Origin of the sequence: Streptomyces caeruleatus, assembly GCF_001514235.1 — a bacterium.
GTDB classification, from domain to species: Bacteria; Actinomycetota; Actinomycetes; order Streptomycetales; family Streptomycetaceae; genus Streptomyces; species Streptomyces caeruleatus.
This window is the reverse complement of the sequence record NZ_KQ948936.1, coordinates 218,976-233,782: the sequence shown is the minus strand read 5'-3', so window position 1 is coordinate 233,782 and position 14,807 is coordinate 218,976. Positions and strand designations below refer to the sequence as shown.

19 protein-coding genes and 5 tRNA genes are annotated in these 14,807 nt (G+C 69.4%); 16 read left to right on the top strand and 8 right to left on the bottom strand.

Features of this window, described 5'->3' with window-relative positions; all coding sequences use genetic code 11:
• Positions 1-34: 34 nt before the first annotated feature.
• A complete protein-coding gene (locus AQJ67_RS34125) occupies positions 35-319 on the bottom strand; it encodes a hypothetical protein (protein ID WP_062723217.1) in 285 nt (94 codons plus the stop codon).
• Here AQJ67_RS34125 and AQJ67_RS34120 point away from each other — a divergent pair.
• From AQJ67_RS34120 to AQJ67_RS34095, 6 genes are all read left to right on the top strand, one after another.
• Positions 318-1,073, top strand: coding sequence for an HAD family hydrolase (locus AQJ67_RS34120; protein WP_062723216.1), 756 nt, complete (start codon positions 318-320; stop codon positions 1,071-1,073). The genes AQJ67_RS34125 and AQJ67_RS34120 overlap by 2 nt on opposite strands.
• A gap of 91 nt (positions 1,074-1,164) precedes the next feature.
• Positions 1,165-1,236 (top strand) — tRNA-Gln (locus tag AQJ67_RS34115).
• A 21-nt stretch (positions 1,237-1,257) separates the two neighbouring features.
• Positions 1,258-1,330 (top strand) — tRNA-Glu (locus AQJ67_RS34110).
• Positions 1,331-1,359: 29 nt separating this feature from the next.
• Positions 1,360-1,432, top strand: a tRNA-Glu gene (locus tag AQJ67_RS34105).
• Between the two features lie 20 nt (positions 1,433-1,452).
• A tRNA-Gln gene (locus AQJ67_RS34100) sits at positions 1,453-1,524 on the top strand.
• 28 nt (positions 1,525-1,552) lie between these two features.
• Positions 1,553-1,625: transfer RNA gene (locus AQJ67_RS34095), tRNA-Glu, on the top strand.
• Positions 1,626-1,662: 37 nt separating this feature from the next.
• On the opposite strand, the gene AQJ67_RS34090 is transcribed toward AQJ67_RS34095, so the two are convergent.
• Positions 1,663-2,316, bottom strand: a complete 654-nt coding sequence (locus tag AQJ67_RS34090; protein ID WP_062723215.1) for a MerR family transcriptional regulator — start codon at positions 2,314-2,316, stop codon at positions 1,663-1,665.
• 89 nt (positions 2,317-2,405) lie between these two features.
• Here AQJ67_RS34090 and AQJ67_RS34085 point away from each other — a divergent pair, with 89 nt between their 5' ends.
• Positions 2,406-2,915 carry a DUF4188 domain-containing protein gene (locus AQJ67_RS34085; protein WP_062723214.1) on the top strand — a complete coding sequence of 170 codons (510 nt, stop codon included), beginning with the start codon at positions 2,406-2,408 and terminating at the stop codon, positions 2,913-2,915.
• Positions 2,916-3,132: 217 nt separating this feature from the next.
• Here the strand turns inward: AQJ67_RS34085 and ndgR are convergent, their stop codons facing one another.
• Positions 3,133-3,849, bottom strand: coding sequence for an IclR family transcriptional regulator NdgR (gene ndgR, locus AQJ67_RS34080; RefSeq protein ID WP_031485194.1), 717 nt, complete (start codon positions 3,847-3,849; stop codon positions 3,133-3,135).
• A 201-nt stretch (positions 3,850-4,050) separates the two neighbouring features.
• Between ndgR and leuC the strand changes: the two genes are divergently transcribed.
• The 4 genes from leuC (at position 4,051) to AQJ67_RS34060 (ending at position 7,381) form a co-directional block, all read left to right on the top strand.
• Positions 4,051-5,481, top strand: coding sequence for a 3-isopropylmalate dehydratase large subunit (leuC, locus tag AQJ67_RS34075; protein WP_062723213.1), 1,431 nt, complete (start codon positions 4,051-4,053; stop codon positions 5,479-5,481).
• 6 nt (positions 5,482-5,487) lie between these two features.
• A complete protein-coding gene (leuD, locus tag AQJ67_RS34070) occupies positions 5,488-6,081 on the top strand; it encodes a 3-isopropylmalate dehydratase small subunit (protein ID WP_062723212.1) in 594 nt (197 codons plus the stop codon).
• 287 nt (positions 6,082-6,368) lie between these two features.
• Positions 6,369-6,599 carry an SCO5555 family protein gene (locus AQJ67_RS34065; protein WP_062723211.1) on the top strand — a complete coding sequence of 77 codons (231 nt, stop codon included), beginning with the start codon at positions 6,369-6,371 and terminating at the stop codon, positions 6,597-6,599.
• A gap of 137 nt (positions 6,600-6,736) precedes the next feature.
• Entirely contained in the window at positions 6,737-7,381 is a 645-nt protein-coding gene (locus tag AQJ67_RS34060) for an HU family DNA-binding protein (protein ID WP_062723210.1), read from the top strand.
• Positions 7,382-7,453: 72 nt separating this feature from the next.
• On the opposite strand, the gene AQJ67_RS34055 is transcribed toward AQJ67_RS34060, so the two are convergent.
• Both AQJ67_RS34055 and cofC read right to left on the bottom strand, forming a co-directional pair.
• Positions 7,454-7,657, bottom strand: coding sequence for a hypothetical protein (locus AQJ67_RS34055; RefSeq protein WP_062723209.1), 204 nt, complete (start codon positions 7,655-7,657; stop codon positions 7,454-7,456).
• A 112-nt stretch (positions 7,658-7,769) separates the two neighbouring features.
• Entirely contained in the window at positions 7,770-8,408 is a 639-nt protein-coding gene (cofC, locus tag AQJ67_RS34050; protein ID WP_062723208.1) for a 2-phospho-L-lactate guanylyltransferase, read from the bottom strand.
• A 170-nt stretch (positions 8,409-8,578) separates the two neighbouring features.
• Between cofC and AQJ67_RS34045 the strand changes: the two genes are divergently transcribed.
• The 3 genes from AQJ67_RS34045 to AQJ67_RS34035 all read left to right on the top strand — a co-directional run bounded on the left by AQJ67_RS34045 (position 8,579) and on the right by AQJ67_RS34035 (position 11,626).
• Positions 8,579-9,379 (top strand): lysophospholipid acyltransferase family protein, encoded by an 801-nt coding sequence (locus tag AQJ67_RS34045; RefSeq protein WP_062723207.1) that lies wholly within the window; start codon positions 8,579-8,581, stop codon positions 9,377-9,379.
• Positions 9,376-10,386: an NAD(P)H-dependent glycerol-3-phosphate dehydrogenase gene (locus AQJ67_RS34040; protein ID WP_062723206.1), complete on the top strand. Its 1,011-nt coding sequence runs from the start codon at positions 9,376-9,378 to the stop codon at positions 10,384-10,386. The genes AQJ67_RS34045 and AQJ67_RS34040 overlap by 4 nt, the downstream gene beginning before the upstream one ends.
• A gap of 82 nt (positions 10,387-10,468) precedes the next feature.
• The gene (locus AQJ67_RS34035; RefSeq protein WP_062723205.1) at positions 10,469-11,626 is read left to right on the top strand and encodes a D-alanine--D-alanine ligase family protein; all 1,158 of its coding nucleotides are present in this window, start codon (positions 10,469-10,471) and stop codon (positions 11,624-11,626) included.
• A 24-nt stretch (positions 11,627-11,650) separates the two neighbouring features.
• Here the strand turns inward: AQJ67_RS34035 and AQJ67_RS34030 are convergent, their stop codons facing one another.
• The gene (locus AQJ67_RS34030) at positions 11,651-12,184 is read right to left on the bottom strand and encodes a DUF3515 domain-containing protein (protein WP_062723204.1); all 534 of its coding nucleotides are present in this window, start codon (positions 12,182-12,184) and stop codon (positions 11,651-11,653) included.
• A gap of 20 nt (positions 12,185-12,204) precedes the next feature.
• On the bottom strand, positions 12,205-12,438 hold the full coding sequence (locus AQJ67_RS34025; RefSeq protein WP_003997603.1) for an Lrp/AsnC family transcriptional regulator: 234 nt from the start codon (positions 12,436-12,438) through the stop codon (positions 12,205-12,207).
• A gap of 206 nt (positions 12,439-12,644) precedes the next feature.
• Between AQJ67_RS34025 and AQJ67_RS34020 the strand changes: the two genes are divergently transcribed.
• A complete protein-coding gene (locus AQJ67_RS34020; protein ID WP_062723203.1) occupies positions 12,645-13,613 on the top strand; it encodes a thiamine-phosphate kinase in 969 nt (322 codons plus the stop codon).
• A complete protein-coding gene (gene thiD / locus AQJ67_RS34015; RefSeq protein WP_062723202.1) occupies positions 13,610-14,401 on the top strand; it encodes a bifunctional hydroxymethylpyrimidine kinase/phosphomethylpyrimidine kinase in 792 nt (263 codons plus the stop codon). Before AQJ67_RS34020 ends, thiD begins: the two co-directional genes overlap by 4 nt.
• A gap of 90 nt (positions 14,402-14,491) precedes the next feature.
• On the opposite strand, the gene rpmB is transcribed toward thiD, so the two are convergent.
• On the bottom strand, positions 14,492-14,677 hold the full coding sequence (gene rpmB / locus AQJ67_RS34010) for a 50S ribosomal protein L28 (protein ID WP_003993230.1): 186 nt from the start codon (positions 14,675-14,677) through the stop codon (positions 14,492-14,494).
• Positions 14,678-14,807 lie beyond the last annotated feature (130 nt).

Here is a 14,807-nt window from a genome sequence, read left to right as displayed (position 1 = left end):
ACCGGAACCCGGTGCCGCCCCTCACGCGTCCGCCTCAGACCGCGTCGGCCTCGTCGATCAGGTACGCGAACTCGTCAAAGATCTCCAGCACGACGATGACCATGACGGCTCCCGCGACCATGTACTCCAGCATCACACCGGGCGCCACATATGCCTTGCGCAGGTGCTCGTCGGGACCGAGCTGCGCGGTCGCGTTCTTGCGGAACGGGTCACGCGCCAGTATCCGTACGGCCCTGTCCAGATGGACTCGCCGCTCTTCGCGCAAGGCTTCGTACGCCGCACGGGCTTCGACGGTGAACTGGACGCGGTACTCGGTCATGCCCCCAGTGTGCCAGTCTGTCAGGGTGATCAAAGCTGTTGTCTGGGACGTCGACGACACCCTTTTCGACTACACCACGGCCGACCGCGCGGGAATGCGGGAGCACTTGCTGGCCGAGGGACTGCTCGACGCGTACGGCGACGCCGAGCAGGCTCTCGTGCGGTGGCGGCAGGTCACGGACGCCCAGTGGGCACGGTTCTCGGCCGGCGAGGCGACCTTCGAGGACCAGCGACGTGATCGCGTACGGGTCTTCCTGGGCACGGAGCTGACCGACACCGAGGCCGACGCGTGGTTCCAGCGCTACATCACGCACTACGAGACCGCCTGGGCCCTGTTCCCGGACGTCCTGCCCGTCCTGGACGCCCTCGCCGCCAGCCATCGCCACGCGGTGCTGTCGAACTCCAGCATCCACGTCCAGGACCGCAAACTCCGCGTCCTCGGCGTGCACGGCAGGTTCGAGGCCATCCTGTGCGCCGCAGAGCTCGGCGTCGCCAAGCCGGAGGCAGGTGCCTTCCATGCCGCCTGCGCCGCCCTGGAGCTCGCCCCGCACCAGGTGGCCTACGTCGGCGATCACCCGGAGATCGACGGGCGGGGCGCCGCGGAGGCCGGGCTGCTGTCCGTCTGGATCGACCGTGCGGGCGTGTACACCAGCGCGGGCGCCCCCGGCGGACCGCACCGGATCGCCTCCCTCTCCGAACTCCCCGCGCTCCTCGGCGCGGATACCCGTTTTGGAGCCCCGTCCACCTTCGGGTAATGTTCTTCCTGCGCCGCCGAGGAGCGGGCCGAAAGGCCGGAACCCGGAGGAGCAAACTAGAACAAGATCCCCTCAGGGGCTTGCGTTCCAGTGGCCTATGGTGTAATTGGCAGCACGACTGATTCTGGTTCAGTTAGTCTTGGTTCGAGTCCAGGTAGGCCAGCTCGCAGAGCTCATCTGCAAAGCCCCCGTTGTGTAGCGGCCTAGCACGCTGCCCTCTCAAGGCAGTAGCGCCGGTTCGAATCCGGTCGGGGGTACTGATCTCGATCAACTCGGGATCGCTAGGGCCCCCGTTGTGTAGCGGCCTAGCACGCCGCCCTCTCAAGGCGGTAGCGCCGGTTCGAATCCGGTCGGGGGTACAAACTGGTCTAAACCACTTTGGTCTATGGTGTAATTGGCAGCACGACTGATTCTGGTTCAGTTAGTCTTGGTTCGAGTCCAGGTAGACCAGCTCGGATCTGCGGAAACGCAAGATCCTCGCCCCCGTTGTGTAGCGGCCTAGCACGCCGCCCTCTCAAGGCGGTAGCGCCGGTTCGAATCCGGTCGGGGGTACAGAGTGAAGGCCCTCCACTTCGGTGGGGGGCCTTCGTCATTCCCGGTCGCCGAAGCCGTACCGGCGCGCCGACTCCTCCTCCTGTGCCAGCCGGTGCAGCGCCTGGAGCATCGGCTCGACGAGGATCGCCCCCAGGACCGCCGTCTCCACCTTCTCCGCCTCCGAGGCATGGGTCTCGACGAAGTCCAGGTCGAGGACCGCCGCCCCGTGCATCAACCGGGCGTACGCCAGCAGCAGTTGAGGGTCCCAGTCGTACCCGAGCCGTCTGAGCGCGGCCATCGCCACCACCAGTGAACGGTACGAGGGCGAGATCGTGACCAGGGCCTTGGCGTTCGACCAGCCCAGGGACTCCAGCAGTTCATCCGCCACGTCGTGCGCGGCCCGGACGTACTCGTCGTCCTCGTCCGGCTCCGGGACCTGCGGCAACGCCCACAGGGCCGCGCCCAGGCGGATCGTCCGGGGGAGGGCGTCGTCGTCGACGTGTCCGAGCACCTCCCGGACCGTCGCCACGGGCACCCGCCCGACCTGGATCATCGCGCGCACCAGCCGCAGCCGGCGCAGATGCTCCTCGTCGTACTCCGAGGTGCGGGCGTTGATCTGGCGGCCGGGAGTCAACAGGCCTTCGCGCAGGTAGTACTTGATCGTCGCGATGGGCACCCCGCTGCGCTCACTGAGTTCCGCCAGCCGCATCTCTTGCGCCTCTCCTTGGGGAGTGCCACTATCCAATCACCGACCAGAAGGATAGTGCCGCTATCCGGTTACGGAGCCAGGGGGCCGACATGTTCGCGAAGCCGGTGTTGGGTCGTACGACCGCGGAGGCCGAGGGCGATGTGGTGGTCCTGCTCATCGGGATGCGGATCAACCACTTCTGGGCGGTGCACCAGTGGCTCCCGGTCATGCTGGCGATGTTCCGCATGCTGGGGGAGCTTGCGCGGGACGGTGACCGGGGGCTGCTGGGGCGTGTGCTGCTGACGGCTTCACCGCGGACGTACTACGTCGTCCAGTACTGGGAGTCCAAGGAGAAGCTCTACGCGTACGCCGCCTCGCCGGACATGTTCCATCACCGGGTGTGGGGGATCATCAACCGCAAGGAGCGGGCGGGGAAGGTGCGGGGGCACGTGGGGCTGTGGCACGAGGCGTACGTGGTGCCCGAGGGGTCGTACGAGTCGATCTACGCGGACATGCCGGCGTTCGGGCTGGCGGCGGCGCATGGGCAGGTGCCCGTGGAGCGGCGGGGCCGGTATGCGAAGGACCGGTTCGCTCACAAGTCCGGGAGCGCAACGTCCTAGGGGCGCGGGGAACAGCGCGACCGGCCACGACGGCGTCGCAGACGGCGGACGGCCGGTGGTGGCGGATCCTGCGCCGTTGATGGTTCGGACGGGGGCGGGTACGGGTCGAATGTGGCTGGTCGCGCAGTTCCCCGCGCCCCTGGGGTGCGTCACCTGACCGTCGGAGAAGGGCCGCCGCGGCGTTGAGGCTGCCCTTTCCCGACGTACGGTGACGCCGTCAGCCCGTGCGGCGCAGGGCCTCGGAGAGGCGGGCCGCGGCGTCGATGACCGCCTGGGCGTGCATGCGGCCGGGGTGGCGGGTGAGGCGCTCGATGGGGCCGGAGACGGAGACGGCGGCCACCACGCGGTTCGACGGGCCGCGGACGGGCGCTGAGACGGACGCGACACCCGGCTCGCGCTCGCCGATCGACTGGGCCCAGCCCCGGCGCCGTACGCCGGAGAGCGCGGTGGCCGTGAAGCGGGCGCCCTGCAGGCCCCGGTGCAGACGCTCCGGCTCCTCCCAGGCCATGAGGATCTGGGCCGAGGAACCCGCCTTCATCGTGAGCGTCGAGCCGACCGGGACCGTGTCCCGAAGGCCGGACAGGCGTTCCGCCGCGGCGACGCAGATGCGCATGTCGCCCTGGCGGCGGTAGAGCTGCGCGCTCTCACCCGTGACGTCACGGAGGTGGGTGAGGACCGGGCCCGCCGTCGCGAGGAGACGGTCCTCACCGGCCGCCGCGGCCAGTTCCGCGAGCCGAGGGCCGAGAATGAACCTGCCCTGCATGTCACGCGCCACCATGCGGTGGTGTTCAAGGGCCACGGCCAGCCGATGGGCCGTGGGTCGTGCCAGTCCGGTGGCCGAGACGAGCCCTGCGAGGGTGGCCGGACCGGACTCCAGGGCGCTCAGGACAAGGGCTGCCTTGTCCAGAACGCCGACGCCGCTACTGTTGTCCATGCAACGATACTCGCGTCTCACTCTGTGAAACGCAAGTTCAATTTTCCGTGGAACACGCCACTCTGGAAGAACGAAGGCAGAGCGGCCCGTGAACCGAACGGGCCTGGCGGCGGACGCCCGGAAGCAGGGGCGCGGGCGGTGGCCGCCTTCTCAAGATCTCTAGTTGGGCCGGCGGACCGTAAGCCGGCCGGAGGGAAAGCGATGGGTAGGACACTCGCGGAGAAGGTCTGGGACGACCATGTCGTCCGGCGCGCCGAGGGCGAGCCCGACCTCCTCTTCATCGATCTCCACCTCCTGCACGAGGTGACCAGCCCGCAGGCCTTCGACGGCCTGCGCAAGAGCGGCCGCACGGTGCGCCGCCTGGACCTCACCATCGCGACCGAGGACCACAACACCCCGACCCTCGACATCGACAAGCCCATCGCGGACCCGGTCTCCCGCGTCCAGCTGGAGACGCTGCGCGCGAACGCCGCCGAGTTCGGTGTGCGCCTGCACCCGCTGGGCGACGTCGAGCAGGGCGTCGTGCATGTGGTGGGTCCGCAGCTCGGACTGACCCAGCCGGGCATGACCGTCGTCTGCGGTGACTCCCACACCTCCACGCACGGTGCCTTCGGCGGCCTGGCGTTCGGTATCGGCACCTCCCAGGTGGAGCACGTGCTGGCCACCCAGACGCTGCCGCTGGTCCGCCCGAAGACCATGGCCATCACCGTCAACGGCGAACTGCCCGACGGCGTCACCGCCAAGGACCTGATCCTGGCGATCATCGCCAGGATCGGCACGGGCGGCGGCCAGGGCTACGTCCTGGAGTACCGCGGCGAGGCCATCGAGAAGCTCTCGATGGAGGCCCGGATGACCATCTGCAACATGTCGATCGAGGCCGGCGCCCGCGCGGGCATGATCGCGCCCGACCAGACCACCTTCGACTACCTCGAGGGCCGCCCGCACGCCCCCAAGGGCGAGGACTGGGACGCGGCCGTCGCGTACTGGAAGACGCTGAAGACCGACGACGACGCCGAGTTCGACGCCGAGGTCGTGATCGAGGCCGCCGAACTGTCGCCGTTCGTCACCTGGGGCACCAACCCCGGCCAGGGTGCGCCGCTTTCGGCGTCCGTCCCCGACCCGGCTTCGTACGAAGACGCTTCGGAGCGCCTCGCCGCCGAAAAGGCCCTGGAATACATGGGGTTGGAGGCCGGCCAGCCGCTGCGCTCCATCAAGGTGGACACCGTCTTCGTAGGTTCGTGCACCAACGGCCGCATCGAGGACCTGCGCGCCGCCGCCGAGCTCGTCAAGGGCCGCAAAGTCGCCGACGGCGTACGGATGCTGGTCGTCCCGGGCTCCGCGCGGGTGGGTCTGCAGGCCGTTTCCGAGGGCCTGGACGTCGTCTTCAAGGAGGCCGGCGCCGAGTGGCGGCACGCGGGCTGCTCGATGTGCCTGGGCATGAACCCGGACCAGCTGGCCCCGGGTGAGCGCTCGGCGTCCACCTCCAACCGCAACTTCGAGGGCCGGCAGGGCAAGGGCGGTCGTACGCACCTGGTGTCGCCGCAGGTCGCCGCCGCCACGGCGGTCCTGGGCCACCTGGCCTCCCCGGCCGACCTGTCCGACGCCGAGACCCGTACGCCCGCTGGAGTCTGATCAGCCATGGAAGCATTCACCAAGCACACCGGCCGGGCCGTCCCGTTGCGCCGCTCCAACGTCGACACCGACCAGATCATCCCTGCTCACTGGCTCAAGAAGGTCACGCGGGACGGTTTCGAGGACGGGCTGTTCGAGGCCTGGCGCAAGGACGAGACGTTCATCCTCAACCAGCCCGAGCGGCAGGGCGCCACGGTCCTGGTCGCCGGTCCCGACTTCGGCACCGGTTCCTCCCGTGAGCACGCCGTGTGGGCGCTGCAGAACTACGGCTTCAAGACGGTCATCTCCTCCCGCTTCGCCGACATCTTCCGCGGCAACTCGCTCAAGAACGGCCTGCTCACGGTGGTTCTGGAGCAGAAGATCGTGGACGCGCTGCAGGAGCTCTCCGAGAAGGACCCGCAGGCCGAGATCACGGTCGACCTGGAGGCCCGCGAGGTGCGCGCCGAGGGCATCACCGCCTCCTTCGAGCTGGACGAGAACTCCCGCTGGCGGCTGCTGAACGGCCTCGACGACATCTCGATCACCCTCCAGAACGAGGACGACATCGCCGCCTACGAGGCGAAGCGGCCGTCGTTCAAGCCGCGCACGCTTCAGGCCTGAGCCCGGGGCCGCCCCGGTTCGGACCGAGGTCTGAGCGCAAGGCGACTTTCGGACACCGCAACACCCCCTCAGTACCCCCGATCAGCCCGATCGGGGGTACTGCCATGTCTGCACCCGAACGGCCCTGCGCCGCTTGCGTCCCTCCCTCAACTTCCCACGTTAAGAAGGGTGTTGCGGGGGTACGCGAGTGGTGTAACCGTGACTTCCGCAAGTGCCCGGAAGGCCATTTGAGGCCGGAGTTGCACCCCTGGCAGGCGACAACTCGCCCCAGATGGCACAATCTGTGCATGGAACACGACGGCCAACTCGAGCTCTATGCGGCAGTCGCGGACCAACTGAAGGAAGCGCACGCAGCGGTGCGCGCACTGCAAGTCCCGGAGGGCGTACGGATGGCGCTGACCCGGAAGCTGCTGGTCATTACGGCCGCGGCCAAGCACGACGTCGCCGAAGCGACAAGGCGTCTGGAGCGGTTCATGGCGGATCTCGACGCGGGGCGATTCCCCGAAGAGGAACGCTGAACACCTTCGAGACAGTCGAGTCTGTTGCGGCACAAGGGTGATTAGCCCGTTTCGTGTTTGATTTGCGGTATATATCTGCCTAACGTGCGAAAAAGCTTGAACACTTTCGTTCTGGCGATGTCTCCGAAGGGGAAGACGTGAACAAGGCGCAGCTCGTAGAAGCGATTGCCGACAAGATGGGCGGCCGCCAGCAGGCCGCCGATGCTGTCGACCATGTACTGGACGCCATCGTCCGCGCGGTCGTCGCGGGTGAGCGGGTCTCGGTCACCGGCTTCGGTTCGTTCGAGAAGGTCGACCGACCTGCTCGTTACGCCCGTAACCCCCAGACGGGCGAGCGGGTTCGGGTCAAGAAGACCTCTGTTCCGCGCTTCCGTGCCGGTCAGGGTTTCAAGGACCTGGTCAGCGGCTCGAAGAAGCTCCCGCGGGGCGGCGAGGTCGCCGTCAAGAAGGCGCCCAAGGGCAGCCTGACCGGTGGTGCCGCGGCGACGGTCAAGAAGGCCGCCGCGAAGAAGACCACCAAGGCCGCCGCGGCGAAGAAGACCACCGCGAAGAAGACGACGGCCAAGAAGACCACGGCCACCGCGAAGAAGACCACCGCGAAGAAGGCTCCGGCGAAGAAGACCACGACGGCCGCCAAGACGACCGCGGCGAAGAAGGCGACCGCCAAGAAGGCGACGGCCAAGAAGGCCCCGGCGAAGAAGGCGACGGCCAAGAAGGCGCCCGCCAAGAAGTCGACGGCTCGCAAGACCACCGCCAAGAAGGCGACCGCCCGCAAGAGGTAGGACCGCAGGGGCACTCACGCGCCGGGCCGGACTCCGTCTGGAGTCCGGCCCGCGGCGTGTTCCAGGTGCTGTTCAGAGCGTTTGCAGGGTCACCAGCGTGATGCGCAGGGCCTCGCCCTCGCCCTCCGTCTCGATGCGGACCCGTTGCCCGGGGCGCAGCAGTCGTAGGCCTCCGGCGTCGAAGGCGGGGGCGTCGAAGGGGACGGGGGTTCCGTCGTCCAGGAGGACGCTGCCGCAGCGGGTGTTCTCGTCGTAGGTGTATGCGGTGGCCTGCATAGCGGTAACCCTACGACGGGTTGTGTGTCGGGTGCGGGGCCGTGGGGGCTGGTCGCGCCCGCGCGGCGGAGCGCACATCGACTCAGTCCCGGGCCCCTTGGCGGGGTTCCCGTCACTGTTCCTTGATCAGTAGCCGTGCCGCTGCGGCCGCCGTTCGCGGGCCCACGCCCAAAGCCAGCGCGGCACGTAGATCCTGGCCCGTGTCCACGTCCTGGCGTACGGAGTCGACGTCTGCGAGGTCGAGTTCCACCGCACCCGAGGCGCGATGGCGGGCCCGGGAATCCTGGCCGAATGCCGGTAGTAATTCCCGGCCCGGGGTCGCGGTCAGCAGTGTTGTGCCGATCTCTGCGGCGTCCGGGAGAAAAGCGCGGGGGAATTCCGTTGCCGCATCCAGGGCGCGGGCCAATTCCAGGGAGCGCAGAGCCGGAAGATCGGCGTTCAGGGCCGCCACGGCGCTTTCGGGGCGGGAGGAGCGTACGACGGCCGTCGCGTGCGCCAGCGCCGCGTTCAGGCCGCCTCCGGGCTCGTCGGGGACGATATGCGCGCCAAGTGCGCCCAGCTCGCGGCCGGCCAGGGCGTCGTTCGTGACGACTGCCACATCCTTCACCGCCGGGCAGGCCAGCGCCGCCGCCACCGTGTCCTGCGCGAAAGCGAGGGCGAGGCCCGGGCGCAGCCTGTCCGACGCGGTGTCCGAGAGCCTGCTCTTCGCCCGCGCCAAGGGCTTCACGGGTATGACCAAGGTCCACTGCACGAGCGTTTCGCTCCCTCTCTAGTCGCGGCCATTGTCACTCAGCCGTCACCGGGGGCATCTGGCGGTGACGGTGGCGGGGCGTACGGTGTTCTCGACAGACCGGCGGCCTGGGGCGACACTTGTGCGGCCCCCCGGCCCGATGTCCTTGATTCCTAGAGGAAGGTGTCCGCGTGCCCCGCCGCAGAATCGGCTTCTGGTACCGCTTCGCCGCGGTGATCTGCAAACCGCCGCTGGTGGTTCTGATCAAGCGGGACTGGCGTGGAATGGAGCACATTCCGGCCGAGGGCGGATTTATCACCGCGGTGAACCACAATTCGCACATCGATCCCTTCGCGTACGCGCACTTTCAGTACAACACCGGGCGGGTTCCGCGATTCCTGGCGAAGAGCGGCCTTTTCAAGAAGGGATTCGTCGGCGCCGCCATGCGCGGAACCGGGCAGATCCCCGTCTACCGGGAGACCACGGACGCGCTGAGTGCCTTCCGGGCCGCTATCGGTGCCGTGGAGCGCGGTGAATGCGTCGCGTTCTACCCCGAGGGCACCATCACCCGCGACCCGGACCAGTGGCCCATGACCGGCAAGACCGGTGCCGCCCGCGTCGCCCTCCAGACCAAGTGCCCGGTGATCCCGGTCGCGCAGTGGGGCGCCAACGAACTGCTGCCGCCCTACGCCAAGAAGCTCAACCTCCTTCCGCGCAAGACGCACCAGGTGCTCGCGGGCCCGCCCGTGGACCTCGCGCGCTTCTACGACAAGGAGATGACCCCGGAATTGCTGAAGGAGGCGACCGAGGTCATCATGGCCGCCATCACGGCCCAGCTGGAGCAGATCCGCGGTGAGAAGGCGCCCGAGACGCCGTACGATCCGCGTCAGGAGCGCATCGAGCAGCGGCGCCGCACTGCCGCGCAGAACCGGCAGGCGCAGCCGAGGGCCGAGCAGGAAAAGGCCGAGCAGGAAGAGGGGCAGGGCACGTGAGCAAGCCCGTCAAGGCGGCAGTTCTGAGTGCTGGTTCGTGGGGGACCGCCTTCGGCATCGTCCTCGCCGACGCGGGGTGCGAGGTCACCCTGTGGGCGCGTCGCCCCGAGGTCGCCGACGCCATCAACTCGAGCCGTACGAACCCGGACTACTTCCCCGGCGTCGAGCTCCCGCAGGGCATGCGGGCCACCACCGACCCGGCTCGGGCCATGGCCGGCGCCGACTTCACGGTGCTGTCCGTCCCGTCCCAGACCCTGCGCGCCAACCTCGCCGAGTGGACGCCGATGCTGGCGCCGGGCACCGTCCTGGTGTCCCTGATGAAGGGCGTCGAACTCGGCACCGCCATGCGGATGAGCGAGGTCATCGACGACGTGGCCAAGGTCGGCCAGGACCGCATCGCCGTGGTCACCGGGCCCAACCTGGCCCGCGAGATCGCCGCGCGGATGCCGGCCGCCGCCGTGGTCGCCTGCACCGACGAATCCGTCGCGCAGCGCCTCCAGGGCGCCTGTCACACGCCGTACTTCAGGCCGTACACCGAGACCGACGTGGTGGGCTGCGAGCTGGGCGGTGCCGTGAAGAACGTCATCGGGCTCGCCGTCGGCATCGCGGACGGCATGGGCCTCGGCGACAACGCCAAGGGTTCGCTCATCACGCGCGGCCTCGCCGAGACCGCGCGGCTCGGGGTCGCGCTGGGCGCCGACCCGATGACGTTCGCCGGACTCGCGGGCCTCGGCGACCTGGTGGCGACCTGCTCCTCGCCGCTGTCCCGCAACCACACCTTCGGCACCAACCTCGGCAAGGGCATGACCCTCCAGGAGACCATCGCGGTCACCAAGCAGACCGCCGAGGGCGTCAAGTCCTGTGAGTCCGTGCTGGATCTGGCCCGTCGGCACGGCGTCGACATGCCCATCACGGAGACGGTCGTCGGCATCGTCCACGAGGGCAAGCCGCCGGTGGTCGCCCTCAAGGAGCTCATGTCACGCAGCGCGAAGCCCGAGCGCCGTTAGGCGCCGCGCCGCAGGTGCCGCGAACCGCCAGCGTCAACGGACGCTGACTCCGGCCCCTACCACCGGGTACCCTCAACCCGATATGAGCACCGAGAACCTCCCCCAGAGCCCTGACCAGCCGCCCCGCAAGCCGCGCGTGGCCGTCGTGTTCGGCGGTCGCAGCTCCGAGCACGGGATCTCCATGGTCACCGCCGGCGCCGTGCTGCGCGCGATCGACCGGACGCGGTACGACGTGCTGCCGATCGGCATCACGCGCGGCGGCCGCTGGGTGCTCACCGCCGACGATCCCGAACGCATGGCGATCACCGACCGCCGTACGCCCGAGGTCGACGACCTCGCGGAGTCCAGCGAGGGCGGCGTGGTCCTCCCCGTCGACCCCGCGAGCCGCGAAGTGGTCTACAGCGAGCCCGGATCGGTGCCCAAGGCCCTCGGTGACGTCGACGTGGTCTTCCCGGTGCTGCACGGCCCGTACGGCGAGGACGGCACCCTCCAGGGCCTCCTGGAGCTCTCCGGCACCCCGTACGTGGGCTCGGGCGTGCTCGCCTCGGCCGTCGGCCAGGACAAGGAGTACATGAAGCGGGTGTTCACCTCGTTCGGGCTCAAGGTGGGCCCGTACGTGGTGATCCGGCCGCGCGAGTGGGAGCGCGACGAGTCGGCAGCCCGCAAGAAGATCGTCGACCTGGCCGCCGAGCACGGCTGGCCGCTCTTCGTGAAGCCCGCGCGCGCGGGCTCGTCGATCGGCATCACCAAGGTCGAGGACCCGGCCGGCCTGGACGAGGCCATCGCCGAGGCCCAGCGGCACGACCCGAAGATCCTCGTCGAGGCGGCCCTGCGCGGCCGTGAGATCGAGTGCGGGGTGCTGGAGTACGAGGACGGCCCGCGCGCCTCCGTACCGGCCGAGATCCCGCCGCCGGACGCGCACGCGTACTACGACTTCGAGGCCAAGTACATCGACTCCACGCCCGGCATCGTGCCGGCCCCGCTGACGCCCGAGGAGACGGCCGAGGTCCAGCGGCTCGCGGTGGACGCCTTCGAGGCGGCCTCGTGCGAGGGCCTGGTGCGCGCGGACTTCTTCCTCACCGAGGACGGCGAGTTCGTGATCAACGAGATCAACACGATGCCCGGCTTCACGCCGATCTCGATGTACCCGCAGATGTGGCAGGCGAGCGGGGTCGGCTACGCGGACCTGGTGGACCGGCTGATCCAGGCGGCGCTGAGGCGGTCCACCGGGCTCAGGTAGGACCGGGCTCAGGTAGGACCGGGCTCAGGTAGGGTCCGCCACGGTCAGGTCGGCGATCCCCGAGGGGATCGCCTTCTTGATGGCCGGAGCCAGGTCGATCAGCGCACCCGAGCTGTCCAGCCCTTCGGGCACGGTGACCTCGACGTACGCGCGACGGCTCGCGGAGGTGAATCGGTACCCCCCGTCGTCCTGCTCCTCCATCAGCCACTTGACGCCTTCCACCCCCCCGGCCACCGCGTCCGGATCCCGGCCCTCGGCCACCTTGGGGTCGATCATCTTCGGCGGCCGTACGACACCGCAGCGCAGTATGATCGCCGGGTCGTCCCCCCAGCCCGCGGTCAGCGGGGACGCGGGCGAGGGATCCGCACGGCGCTCACCGGCGACCTTGGCCGGCAGTGCTTTGTCGAGGTTCTGACACAGCTTCGCCGCCGAGGTGCCGGGACTGGGAACCGCCGCCGACGCGCTGCCGTCTGCTGAGGAGCAGCCCGCCGCGGTGATCAGCAGGACGAGCGCGGGCAGCCCGAGAACAGAAATGTGCCGGTGACGGAAAGAGTTCACCGGCCAAGGGTAGACGGGGGCTACAGATGTACGACCGGGCAGGTCAGGGTGCGGGTGATGCCGTCCACTTGCTGGACCTTCGCGACCACCATGCGACCCAGGTCGTCGACCGTGTCGGCCTGGGCGCGCACGATGACGTCGTACGGTCCTGTCACGTCCTCGGCCTGGATGACTCCAGGGATCTTGCTGATCGTCTCGGCGACGGTCGACGCCTTGCCGACCTCCGTCTGGATCAGGATGTACGCCTGTACCACGGAACCTCCAGGGCGGCCACGAGGATCATGTGGGGAAAAGGAACGCCACGGTATCGCGTCGCCGCTCGCCGCGGGGAGACCTGCGATGGCCGGGGCTTGCGCGCCGGGGTGCCGGCACGACAGAAGTTGACGTACACCTCGACCGTAGCGAGGACCGAAGTGACGCGCGACCGGGTGCGGACAGGGACAGAAGGGGCGTAAGGGCAATGAAGGGCACTGTTGGTGAGCTCGGCGAGTTCGGGCTCATCAGGGAGCTCACCTCCCGTCTCACCACCACCCCGGCGGTCCGGGTCGGCCCCGGCGACGACGCCGCGGTGGTGGCCGCGCCCGACCGCAGGGTGGTCGCCAGCACCGACATCCTGCTGGAGGGGCGGCACTTCCGCCGCGACTGGTCCACGGCCTACGACGTCGGCCGCAAGGCCGCCGCGCAGAACCTCGCGGACATCGCCGCCATGGGCGCCGTACCGACCGCGCTGCTGCTCGGCCTGGTCGTGCCGGCCGAACTCCCGGTGACCTGGCCGACCGAGCTGATGGACGGCCTGCGCGACGAGTGCCAGGTCGCGGGTGCCTCCGTGGTCGGCGGTGACGTCGTACGGGGTGACTCGATCATGGTGTCGATCACCGCGCTCGGCGATCTGCGCAACCAGGAGCCCGTGACGCGGGCCGGCGCGCAGCCCGGTGACCTCGTGGCGGTGACCGGCTGGCTGGGCTGGTCCGCCGCCGGATACGCCGTGCTGGCCCGCGGTTTCCGCTCGCCGCGCGCCTTCGTGGAGGCCCATCGGCGCCCCGAGCCGCCGTATCACGCGGGTCCGGCCGCCGCGGGGCTCGGCGCGACCGCGATGTGCGACGTCAGCGACGGGTTGATCGCCGACCTCGGGCACATCGCGGAGGCCAGCAAGGTCCGGATCGACATCCGCTCCGGCGCGATCGACATCCCGACCCAGATGAACGACATCGGGCAGGCCGTCGGCGTCGACCCCATGCAGTGGGTGCTGACCGGGGGCGAGGACCACGCGATCGTGGCGACCTTCCCGCCGGACGTGAAGCTCCCGGCCCGCTGGAAGGTCATCGGCGAGGTCCTCAACCCCTCCGCGCTGCCCCACGTGACGGTGGACGGGGCCCCGTGGACCAAGAAGGGTGGCTGGGACCACTTCGGCGGGGACATCGAGTCATGATCCCGAACGTCCTCACGGTGGCGGGCTCCGACTCGGGCGGCGGGGCGGGCATCCAGGCCGACCTGAAGACGATGCTGGCGCTCGGGGTGCACGGCATGAGCGTGATCACCGCGGTCACCGCGCAGAACTCCCTCGGCGTGCAGGGCGCTTGGGAACTGCCCGTGGAGGCCGTACGCGCCCAGTACCGCAGCGTCGTCGACGACATCGGCGTCCAGGCGATCAAGACGGGGATGCTGGCGTCCGCCGAACTCGTCGAGACGGTGGCCGAGTTGATCGGGGGCACGGACGCGCCGGCGGTCGTCGACCCGGTCGGCGTCTCCAAGCACGGGGACCCGCTGCTCGCGGCCTCGGCGCTGGACTCCGTACGCACGAAACTGCTGCCGGTGGCGACCGTGGCGACGCCCAACCTCGACGAGGTGGCGCAGCTCACCGGCGTCCGGGTCGAGGGGGAGGAGCAGCTGCGTCAGGCCGCGGCGGCCGTGCTGGCGTACGGGCCGCGCTGGGTGCTGATCAAGGGCGGCCATCTGTCCGGGGACGCCGTGGACCTGCTGACCGACGGCTCCGCGGAGCACTGGCTGCGGGCGCCCCGATACGACAACCGGCACACCCACGGCACGGGCTGCACGCTCGCCTCGGCCATCGCCTCGGGACTCGCCAAGGGGCTGTCCGTGCCGGAGGCGGTGGCAGCGGCCAAGGAGTACGTCACCGGGGCGATCAAGGCGGGGTTCGCGCTCGGCGGGGGGATCGGGCCGGTGGACCACGGGTGGCGGTTCCGCGAGCGCTCCTAGCGACTTTCGGGCACAGCAAAAAGCCGGTCCACCGAGGTGGACCGGCTTACTGCAGCGAACCAGCAGTGGCCGCGCGCTCAGCTGTGGGCGTCAGCGCGAGACCTTGCCGGCCTTGATGCACGAGGTGCAGGCGTTCACGCGCTTCGGCGTCCCGCCGACCACGGTACGGACGCGCTGGATGTTCGGGTTCCAGCGACGGGACGTACGGCGGTGCGAGTGCGAGATGTTGTTGCCGAAGCCCGGCCCCTTGCCGCAGACGTCGCAGTTGGCAGCCACGGGTCACTCCAAAGACTTCAGATGCTCTTACGGATAATCCCGGCATGCCGGGATCGGATCTACGATCAGAGATCTGAGTGGCGCTGCCAGGGGAACGGCCCGATTTTCATCGGGCAACCGGAGCAGCATA

Excerpts from the sequence above, each read along its gene's own strand:
- AQJ67_RS34120 (WP_062723216.1), top strand. The coding sequence starts at position 318 with ATGCCCCCAGTGTGCCAGTCTGTCAGGGTGATCAAAGCTGTTGTCTGG.
- AQJ67_RS34125 (WP_062723217.1), bottom strand. The coding sequence starts at position 319 with ATGACCGAGTACCGCGTCCAGTTCACCGTCGAAGCCCGTGCGGCGTAC.
- AQJ67_RS34090 (WP_062723215.1), bottom strand. The coding sequence starts at position 2,316 with ATGCGGCTGGCGGAACTCAGTGAGCGCAGCGGGGTGCCCATCGCGACG.
- AQJ67_RS34085 (WP_062723214.1), top strand. The coding sequence starts at position 2,406 with ATGTTCGCGAAGCCGGTGTTGGGTCGTACGACCGCGGAGGCCGAGGGC.
- ndgR (WP_031485194.1), bottom strand. The coding sequence starts at position 3,849 with ATGGACAACAGTAGCGGCGTCGGCGTTCTGGACAAGGCAGCCCTTGTC.
- leuC (WP_062723213.1), top strand. The coding sequence starts at position 4,051 with ATGGGTAGGACACTCGCGGAGAAGGTCTGGGACGACCATGTCGTCCGG.
- leuD (WP_062723212.1), top strand. The coding sequence starts at position 5,488 with ATGGAAGCATTCACCAAGCACACCGGCCGGGCCGTCCCGTTGCGCCGC.
- AQJ67_RS34065 (WP_062723211.1), top strand. The coding sequence starts at position 6,369 with ATGGAACACGACGGCCAACTCGAGCTCTATGCGGCAGTCGCGGACCAA.
- AQJ67_RS34055 (WP_062723209.1), bottom strand. The coding sequence starts at position 7,657 with ATGCAGGCCACCGCATACACCTACGACGAGAACACCCGCTGCGGCAGC.
- AQJ67_RS34035 (WP_062723205.1), top strand. The coding sequence starts at position 10,469 with ATGAGCACCGAGAACCTCCCCCAGAGCCCTGACCAGCCGCCCCGCAAG.
- AQJ67_RS34020 (WP_062723203.1), top strand. The coding sequence starts at position 12,645 with ATGAAGGGCACTGTTGGTGAGCTCGGCGAGTTCGGGCTCATCAGGGAG.
- thiD (WP_062723202.1), top strand. The coding sequence starts at position 13,610 with ATGATCCCGAACGTCCTCACGGTGGCGGGCTCCGACTCGGGCGGCGGG.